Origin of the sequence: Phenylobacterium sp. (assembly GCF_037138395.1) — a bacterium.
Classification (GTDB): Bacteria; Pseudomonadota; Alphaproteobacteria; order Caulobacterales; family Caulobacteraceae; genus Phenylobacterium.
The window spans coordinates 1-7,210 of the sequence record NZ_JBAXIM010000129.1 but is presented as its reverse complement, the minus strand read 5'-3'; the positions used below and the strand labels follow the sequence as shown (position 1 = coordinate 7,210).

The 7,210-nt window shown below is 67.1% G+C and carries 9 protein-coding genes; 2 read left to right on the top strand and 7 right to left on the bottom strand.

The genetic code is table 11. The features are described 5' to 3' along the window. The coding region (locus WCJ52_RS10240; RefSeq protein WP_336903206.1) for a methyltransferase at positions 1-228 on the bottom strand (228 nt) is incomplete at its 3' end. A 64-nt stretch (positions 229-292) separates the two neighbouring features. Between WCJ52_RS10240 and WCJ52_RS10235 the strand changes: the two genes are divergently transcribed. Further along, positions 293-1,315, top strand: coding sequence for a polyprenyl synthetase family protein (locus tag WCJ52_RS10235; RefSeq protein WP_336903205.1), 1,023 nt, complete (start codon positions 293-295; stop codon positions 1,313-1,315). A gap of 10 nt (positions 1,316-1,325) precedes the next feature. Here WCJ52_RS10235 and WCJ52_RS10230 read toward each other — a convergent pair whose 3' ends face one another. Together WCJ52_RS10230 and fumC are read right to left on the bottom strand one after the other, a co-directional pair. Continuing rightward, entirely contained in the window at positions 1,326-1,751 is a 426-nt protein-coding gene (locus tag WCJ52_RS10230; RefSeq protein ID WP_336903204.1) for a GNAT family N-acetyltransferase, read from the bottom strand. Next, the gene (fumC, locus tag WCJ52_RS10225) at positions 1,751-3,142 is read right to left on the bottom strand and encodes a class II fumarate hydratase (protein ID WP_336903203.1); all 1,392 of its coding nucleotides are present in this window, start codon (positions 3,140-3,142) and stop codon (positions 1,751-1,753) included. The genes WCJ52_RS10230 and fumC overlap by 1 nt, the downstream gene beginning before the upstream one ends. A gap of 73 nt (positions 3,143-3,215) precedes the next feature. Here fumC and WCJ52_RS10220 point away from each other — a divergent pair, with 73 nt between their 5' ends. After that, a complete protein-coding gene (locus tag WCJ52_RS10220; protein WP_336903202.1) occupies positions 3,216-3,599 on the top strand; it encodes a RusA family crossover junction endodeoxyribonuclease in 384 nt (127 codons plus the stop codon). Positions 3,600-3,691: 92 nt separating this feature from the next. Here WCJ52_RS10220 and WCJ52_RS10215 read toward each other — a convergent pair whose 3' ends face one another. From WCJ52_RS10215 to WCJ52_RS10200, 4 genes are all read right to left on the bottom strand, one after another. Then, on the bottom strand, positions 3,692-3,985 hold the full coding sequence (locus tag WCJ52_RS10215) for a DUF1153 domain-containing protein (protein ID WP_336903201.1): 294 nt from the start codon (positions 3,983-3,985) through the stop codon (positions 3,692-3,694). 166 nt (positions 3,986-4,151) lie between these two features. Next, complete coding sequence (locus WCJ52_RS10210) at positions 4,152-5,540, bottom strand: flagellar hook protein FlgE (RefSeq protein ID WP_336903200.1); 1,389 nt, start codon at positions 5,538-5,540, stop codon at positions 4,152-4,154. Between the two features lie 47 nt (positions 5,541-5,587). After that, positions 5,588-6,256: a flagellar hook capping FlgD N-terminal domain-containing protein gene (locus WCJ52_RS10205; protein WP_336903199.1), complete on the bottom strand. Its 669-nt coding sequence runs from the start codon at positions 6,254-6,256 to the stop codon at positions 5,588-5,590. Positions 6,257-6,259: 3 nt separating this feature from the next. Next, the gene (locus WCJ52_RS10200; RefSeq protein ID WP_336903198.1) at positions 6,260-6,883 is read right to left on the bottom strand and encodes a flagellar hook-length control protein FliK; all 624 of its coding nucleotides are present in this window, start codon (positions 6,881-6,883) and stop codon (positions 6,260-6,262) included. Positions 6,884-7,210: the final 327 nt, after the last annotated feature.

The following is a 7,210-nucleotide window of genomic DNA, read 5'->3' as shown; positions in this document are numbered from 1 at the left end:
GTCGGGGTCGGCCTCGATCCCGGTGAAGTGCGCGTCCGGCCGCCGGACCGCCGCCGCCAGCATGACCGCGCCCGGGCCGCAGCCGAGGTCCAGCACCCGCTCGCCCGGCTGGGCGTCACAGGCTGCCGCCAGCAGGGCCGCATCCATGCCCGCCCGATAGCCGCGGACAGACTGGAGGAGCCGAACCCGGCCTCCGAGGACTGCATCCGACTGGGTCAGGTCCGTCATCCGATTCCGCCGAAACCCCGGTTTGGCATTGTGCCAGCGAGACGCCTGCCTTATCGCGTGCGGCATGTCTTCCGCAACGCATGCCGCCGACCCGGTCGCCCGCAGCGCGCCCTCCATCGCGGAGCTGACCCGCCTGGCCCGGCGGGACATGGAAGGTGTGGACGGCCTGATCCGCAACCGGATGCAGAGCCCCGTTCCCGTCATCCCGGCCCTGGCCGAGCACCTGATCGGCGGATCGGCCAAGCGCCTGCGGCCCCTCTTGACCATCGCTGCGGCCCGCCTTGCGGGGGCGAAGGACGACGCCTGCCTGAACCTGGCGGCGGCGGTGGAGTTCATCCACACGGCCACCCTGCTGCACGATGACGTCATCGACTCTTCCGAGCTGAGGCGGGGTAAGGTGGCGGCCCACCTGATCTGGGGTGCCCCGGCCAGCGTGCTGGTAGGCGACTTCCTCTTCGCCCGGTCCTTCGAGCTGATGGTCGAGGCCGGGTCCATGCCGGCCCTGGAAATCCTGGCCCGGGCCAGCCGGGTGATCGCCGAGGGCGAGGTGCTACAGCTGACCCGCGCTCACGACCTGGACCTGCCCCAGGAGACCTATCTGGAGATCATTGGCGCCAAGACCGCCGAGCTCTTCGCCGCCGCCTCGGAGGCCGGGGCGGTGTCGGCCGGGGCCGGGGCGAGCGACTGCGCCAGGCTGCGGCGCTTTGGCCAGAACCTGGGCCTGGCCTTCCAGCTGGTGGACGACGCCCTGGACTATTCCGGGGCCAGCGACACCCTGGGCAAGAACCCCGGCGACGACTTCCGGGAGGGCAAGGCGACCCTGCCGCTGATCCTGGCCGTGGCCCGGACGGGCGCGGCGGAACAGGCCTTTTGGGAGCGTGCGGTAGGCCGGCGCGAACAGACCGAGGCGGACTTCGAGCGGGCCCGGACGCTAATCGCCGGCTGCGGCGCCCTGGAATCGACCCTGGCCCTGGCCGAGACCTACGCCGCCGAGGCCAAGGCGGCCCTGTCGGAGTTCGACGGCACGGACGGATGGAAGGCGGCGATGATGGAGCTGGCCGACTTCGCCGTCTGGCGACGGATGTAGGCACCCGGGCTCAGCCCTGGAATTCCAGGTTCCAGGCCTTCCCCGATACGGGCGTAAACCCCTGCGCCTGCCAGAAGGCCTCTGCGCGCACATCGTCCGTGTGCACGGTGAGGCGGCGGACGCTGTCCAGCCCCTCCTGGATCAGGGCCGAGGCGAGGGTGCGGCCGACACCCTGCCGGCGGGCATCCGGATGGACGAAGACGCGGCGCAGGCGCAGGGCGGGGGGGCCATCGTCCGGCATGGGCTCTTGCGTCAGGCCACCAATCCCCGCGAGGCTGCCGCCTTGACGGACGGCGAAAAGGGCGAGGAAGACGGGGGCACCCGCCGCGACCTCCGCCGCCAGCCGGTCCATGTGCCGCCAGCCATCGGCCGCCGCCGCAGCCCGCAGGCGGTCGAAATCCTCCGGAAGCCCGTCCTGGAGGCGGACGACCTGCATCAGCCCGGGGAGATCATGTTCTCGGGCCGGACGACCGCGTCGAACTCTTCGTTGGTCACGTAGCCGCCGCCGACGGCCTCTTCCCGCAGGGTGGTGCCGTTCTTGTGGGCGGTCTTGGCGATCTTGGCCGCTGCGTCGTAGCCGATCTTGGGCGCCAGGGCCGTGACCAGCATGAGGGAACGCTCGAGGGCGGCCTTGATGTTGTCCTCGCGGGCCTCGATCCCGACCACGCAGTTGTCGGTGAAGGAGACGGCGGCGTCGGCCAGCAGGCGGCAGGACTGCAGGAAATTATAGGCCATGACCGGGTTGAAGACGTTCAGCTCGAAGTGGCCCGAGGCGCCGGCGAAGGTCAGGGTGGCGTGGTTGCCGAAGACCTGGGTGCAGACCATGGTCAGGGCCTCGCACTGGGTCGGGTTGACCTTGCCCGGCATGATGGACGAGCCGGGCTCGTTCTCGGGCAGGGACAGCTCGCCCAGGCCCGACCGGGGGCCGGAGCCCAGGAAACGGATGTCGTTGGCGATCTTGAACAGGGAGCCGGCTATGGTGTTGAGGGCACCGTGGCTGAAGACCATGGCGTCGTGGGCGGCCAGGGCCTCGAACTTGTTGGGTGCCGAGACGAAGGGCAGGCCGGTGATGGCGGCGATCTTGGCCGCCACCAGATCGGCGAAGCCGACGGGGGCGTTGAGGCCAGTGCCGACAGCTGTGCCGCCCTGGGCCAGCTCGAGCAGGCCCGGCTGGGCCAGGCGGATGCGCTTGACGCCGTTTTCGACCTGCTGGGCGTAGCCGGAGAACTCCTGGCCGAGGGTCAGGGGGGTGGCGTCCTGGGTATGGGTGCGGCCGATCTTGATGATGGGATCGAAGGCCGCCTGCTTGACCCGCAGGGCGGCCAGCAGGTGTTCGAGGGCCGGCAGGACGTCGTGGTGCACCTGCTCGGCGGCGGCAATGTGCATGGCCGTGGGATAGGTGTCGTTCGACGACTGGCTCATGTTGACGTGGTCATTGGGGTGGACGGGGGACTTGGACCCCATCTCCCCGCCCAGCATTTCGATGGCCCGGTTCGAGATGACCTCGTTGGCGTTCATGTTCGACTGGGTACCCGAGCCGGTCTGCCAGACCGACAGGGGGAAATGGGAGTCGAGCTTGCCGTCGATCACCTCCTGGGCGGCGGCGACGATGGCCTGGCCGATCTTCGGATCCAGCCGGCCCAGCTCCATATTGGCCTCTGCGGCGGCGCGCTTGACGATGCCGAGGGCGCGGACGACCGGCAGGGGCTGTTTCTCCCAGCCGATCTTGAAGTTGCCGAGACTGCGCTGGGCCTGGGCACCCCAGTAGACGGAGGCGTCGACCTCAAGGGGGCCAAAGGTGTCGGTTTCAGTGCGGGTCTTGCTCATGGCGGGCCTCCGGTCGAATGTGCGCCCGGTTTAGCGGAGCCCGGCCAGACTTCAAGGCGGCCGCCGCCGGAGGATGGCCATGGACGCGGGCTGGACCCATCACGGCAAGGTGCGCGCCCGGGAGCACGAGGGCGCCATCGAGGTGGTCGTCGACGGCCTGACCACCCAGAGCCGCTATTACAAACCGCTGATCTACGAGTTCTTCCGCAAGGCCTGGCGTGGCGGCCGGCCGGCCTGGGGCGAGTTTTCGGTGGAAATCGTCATGGACTATGTGGGCGATCCGCCGTGGATGGACCTGGACAACCTGGCCAAGGCCCTGCTGGACGCCATCAAGGGCTATGTCTTCCACGACGACGCCCAGGTGGCCCGGCTGCTGGTGGAGCGGCGCGCCGGCGAGTGCGAGCGGATCTCGATCCGGGTCCAGCGGCTGGGTGACGCGCCTGACAGATCGGCGTGAACGGGGCGTTGTGAAACGCGAGACGGCCGCATCCCGGGGGTGGGGATGCGGCCGCCCGATCGTCTCCCGGGGGATTGGGGGGAGACGGAAACTCAGCGGTACTGTTGAATCCGCGTGGTCCTTAGCCCGGCCAGGCCGTGCTTCTCGATGGACTTCTGCCAGGCCTGGAACTCTTCCTGGGTCAGGGAATACCGTTCGCAGGCCTGTTCGAGGCTGAGGAGACCGCCACGGACGGCGGCCACCACCTCGGCCTTGCGGCGGATCACCCAGCGCCCGGTGTCTGCCGGCGGCAGGTCCCGTATGGTCAGCTGTGAGCCGGTCGGCCCGATGACATAGGCCTCCCCCCGGCTGTTGGTCCGCAGCTGTGTCTGTTGTTGTTGATACATGGCTTTACGCCCTTCCCACCATCAGGTCTTGGGACCAGTCTGGCCGGCATGGCATAACGTCCGATGAAAAATCGTAGTAAATAAACTGATAATCACAGCTACCCCCATGTATTAAAGAGATACAGTCAAGATGTGTTGCGATGTTAAATCGCATTAACCTCAAGACTTATCTCTTCATATTGATAAGTTCTTCCAGCATCTGATCGGCGGTCGTGATGATTTTTGAAGATGCGGAATATGCTCTTTGGGTAGTTATGAGCCCTGTGAACTCTGCAGACAGGTCGACCTTCGAGGCCTCGAGGGATGAGGACTGAATAGAACCGGCGCCGCCCAGTTGCGGCTCCTTCACAGAATACTCGCCGGACCGGGTCGACTGGGAATAGGCGTTGCCGGCCACCGCGTTCAAGCCATCGGGGTTAGCGAAGGTTGCAAGGCCAATCTGGGCCACCAGACGGACCAGGTTGTTGTCGAAGATGGCCGTGACCTTGCCGTCTTCCGAGACCTCGACGCCCGACACATTGCCGAGGGGCGCGCCGTCGGGGTTGATGGAGGCGACCGCAGAAGTGGCTGAGAACTGGGTGAACTTGGTGAGGTCCATGTCGATGCTGGCGGCGTTGATGCCCAGGCCGGAGGCCCATCTGAGGCCCGCGCCGGCGGAGGAGGCGGCGAGGGCGATGTTCGGCGGATTGCCGAGCCCCCCGAAGAGGGTCGAGTTAGCTTCATCGAAGGAGCCATCTGACTGGAATGTCATCAACCCCGCAGCGATCTGGCCCGGACGCGCGGCACCGGCGACATCGCTGGCCGGTACGGAGTAGATCTCCGCGTGCCAGGAGTTGGCGGCGGCCGAGTCCTTCAGGAAGGCCATGGCCACCCGACGGCTGCCGCCACCGGAGTCGATGATGTTCATCTGGAAGGTGAAGTCAGGCTTGGTGCCGGTGGCGGGGTTGTTGGCGTAGTCGGCCAGGGAGAAGGCGGTGCCACCGGCGTAGGTAGCGTCGCCCACCGAGCCGGTGATGCCCCGCTTGTCGAGGTTGGCGTTAATGAGGATTTCGGAGGTCGGCAGGACCTGGGCCCCCAGGTCCTTGATGTTGATCGAGTTCATCTGGCTCAGGTCGGAAGGATCGGTGACGATGGTCCCGGTGGCGTCCGCCGGCCAACCCTGGAGATAGTAGCCGGAGTCATTGACCAGGTAGCCATCGGCATCGACGCTGAACGAGCCTGATCGGGTGAAATACCGGGGATCCTGGGTTGTCACTCCGGTGCCCTTGTCGGTCACCACGAAGAAGCCATTGCCGGCGATGGCAAGGTCGGTAGGCGAAGCCGCCGGCTGGATCAGGCCCTGGTCGCCGATGAAGTGACGGGTGATCGCCTCTACCCCGCCGGCGGAGTAGCGGCCCTTCACGACCTGTGAGGTCACGACGTTGGCGAAGTTGATCTGGGTCCGCTTGTAGGCGGTGGTGTTGGTGTTGGCGATGTTGTCTGAGATCGCGGCCAGGGCCGAGGAGTTGGCGATCAGACCGGAGACGCCGGCGAGGAGGGCGCTGTTGATGCTCATGGTGTCTGCTTTCCCGGGGTGTCGAGTTTAAGGATTATGGTGGCGGCCTAGGCGGGCTGCCGGACGGAGGTGACGGCGGTCCAGGGGACCTTTGCGCCGCCAATGGAGAGGACGGGTTTTCCGTTCACCTGCTCGACGCCCGTGACGACGCCGCGCTGGAAGACCCGTGAAGTGATGGTGGCGCCGGAGGCGTCCATCGGTGTGATGCGGAGGGTGTACTCACCGCCGTCCGGCCGCTTCAGGCCCGTAAGGTCGGTTCCCGACCAGGTGAATGTGTTATCGCCCGCCGAGACGCCGGAGGGTGAGGCGACGGCCATGGTCCGGCCGTTGGCGTCCAACACCTCGACCTTCACGGAGGCGGCGTCTCGGCCCAGGTTGTAGGCCCAGGTCGCCTTGCCGCCGGCCAGGCCAGTGGTGGCCGAGTCTGCGGAGACCTCCCGCCCGAGGACGGAAACCGCCTGGGACATGCCCGTTCCGGTGTTCCCGACCAGCTGCTTGAGGAGGTCATTGGAGTAGAGCTGCTGCTGCACCCCCGTCATCTGGACCAGCTGCTGGGTGAACTGGTTGGAATCGAGGGGGGACAGGGGATCCTGGTTCTGGATCTGGGTGGTCAGTAGCTTCAAGAAGGTGTCGTAGCTGCTGGACAGCTGGGCCTTGCCAAGGGCGCCTATGTCCTGTCCGGCGGCCTGAGATCCTGTCGCTGCAGTGACGGCCATGGGTCAGATCCTGATGTCTACGCCGGCGCGGAGTGAGAGACCGCGCCCGGCGAGGGGGCTGGAGGGGGATGGAAGGGTGTTGGCTTGCGCCTCGCGTTCGGGGGGCGCCGACGATTGGGGCCGTCCATCCTGGCCGTCGCCCCATCCGGACGACCGGCCCTGGGAGCGGTCACCAGCGACGTCGAAGGACAGGCCCCCGGACAGGTTAAACCCCGAGGTCTCGAGGCTGCGCTGGAGGTCTTCAGCCCGACGGCTGAGCTCCCGCGCAGAATGCGAGGTCTCGAAGGTGAAGGCGGCGCGGATCCGCCCGGACGAGTCGATCTCCAGGCGGACGTCGACACGGCCAAGGCCCAAGGGGTTGAGCTCCAGGTCGAACCGGGTGACGCCGTCGTCCAGCTTGCGAGCCGTCTGGACGGCGAGGGCGGCGACCGTTTCCGGGGTTGAGCGCACAGGAAGAGCCTGGGCCGGCGGTGCCGGACGGAATTCGGCGGTGGCCGGAGCCAGCGCGGCGGCCTCGGCGGCCTCGCGGCCAGGGACCCTGGCCACTACGGCCTTCAGGTCGAGATCCTTGTCCTTCGCCGGGTCCTCGCCGCCTGGAAGGGCAGAAACCTGCGCCGTCAGAGCCATGCGGGAGGGCGCCGAGGACGTGACCAGAGGCGCAGGCGCCGAGGTCTGGAGGGCCTCAGAACTCGTTTCGGGGGCGGTTGCGGAGAGGCCACGTCGGGCCTCCGGCGAACGGCTGGACGCCGCTGCACGTTGCTGCCGGTCTCGACCATCCCACAGCCATTGCGGCTCTAGTCCATTTTGGTGCTGATCCTGACACCTGCGATTCAGATGGCGACACCCCGCTGATCACTGCATGCTCAATGGGGTACTCCGACTGTGTGCAGCAGCTGCTCGCGAGTGGGGCGAACCCGAATATCATCACACAGGTAGGTCGATTGGTGGCTTCCA